The following is a 1,204-nucleotide window of genomic DNA, read 5'->3' as shown; positions in this document are numbered from 1 at the left end:
GTAAACGTGGGCACCATCGGTCACGTTGACCATGGTAAAACAACTTTAACAGCAGCAATCTCTGCCGTTTTGTCTAAAACTTATGGTGGTGAAGTTAAAAACTTCGCTCAAATCGATAACGCTCCAGAAGAGCGTGAGCGCGGTATTACGATTAATACTTCTCACATCGAATATGACACACCAATTCGTCACTACGCACACGTAGACTGTCCAGGTCACGCGGATTATGTTAAAAACATGATTACCGGTGCTGCACAGATGGACGGCGCAATCTTAGTAGTTGCTGCGACAGACGGCCCAATGCCACAAACACGTGAGCACATCCTGCTTTCACGTCAGGTTGGCGTACCTTTCATCATCGTATTCATGAACAAGTGTGACATGGTAGATGACGAAGAATTACTAGAATTAGTTGAAATGGAAGTGCGTGAGCTTCTTTCAGAATACGACTTCCCAGGTGATGATTTACCAGTAATTCAAGGTTCAGCTCTTAAGGCACTAGAAGGCCAGCCAGAGTGGGAAGCTAAGATCCTTGAGCTTGCAGAAGCTTTAGACACTTATATTCCAGAACCAGCTCGTGACATCGACAAGCCATTCCTACTACCAATCGAAGACGTATTCTCGATTTCAGGTCGTGGTACAGTGGTAACAGGTCGTGTTGAACGTGGTATCGTTCGCGTATCAGACGAAGTTGAAATTGTTGGTGTTCGTCCAACAACTAAAACAACTTGTACTGGTGTAGAAATGTTCCGCAAGTTACTTGACGAAGGTCGTGCTGGCGAAAACTGTGGTGTGTTATTACGTGGTACTAAGCGTGATGACGTAGAACGTGGCCAAGTACTAGCTAAGCCAGGTTCAATTAACCCGCATACTACATTCGAATCAGAAGTGTACGTGTTATCAAAAGAAGAAGGCGGACGTCATACTCCATTCTTCAAAGGTTACCGTCCACAGTTCTTCTTCCGTACAACAGACGTAACAGGCACAATTGAGTTACCAGAAGGCGTAGAAATGGTTATGCCTGGTGATAACATCAAGATGGTAGTTACCCTGATTTACCCAATCGCGATGGACGACGGTTTACGTTTCGCTATCCGTGAAGGTGGCCGTACAGTTGGTGCAGGTGTTGTAGCTAAAATCATCGCGTAATAGCGACTTTAGTGAACACTAAAAAAGGAAGCTTAGGCTTCCTTTTTTATTTTTA

At 44.7% G+C, this 1,204-nt stretch carries 1 protein-coding gene; it reads left to right on the top strand.

The features are described 5' to 3' along the window. Positions 1–1,149: elongation factor Tu (tuf, locus tag H5114_RS20215; RefSeq protein WP_182699093.1), on the top strand; the 1,149-nt coding region annotated here is incomplete at its 5' end. Positions 1,150–1,204: the final 55 nt, after the last annotated feature.

Origin of the sequence: Shewanella sp. SR43-8 (assembly GCF_014163775.1) — a bacterium.
Taxonomy (GTDB): domain Bacteria; phylum Pseudomonadota; class Gammaproteobacteria; order Enterobacterales; family Shewanellaceae; genus Shewanella; species Shewanella vesiculosa.
This window is presented reverse-complemented; position numbering and strand designations above follow the sequence as displayed.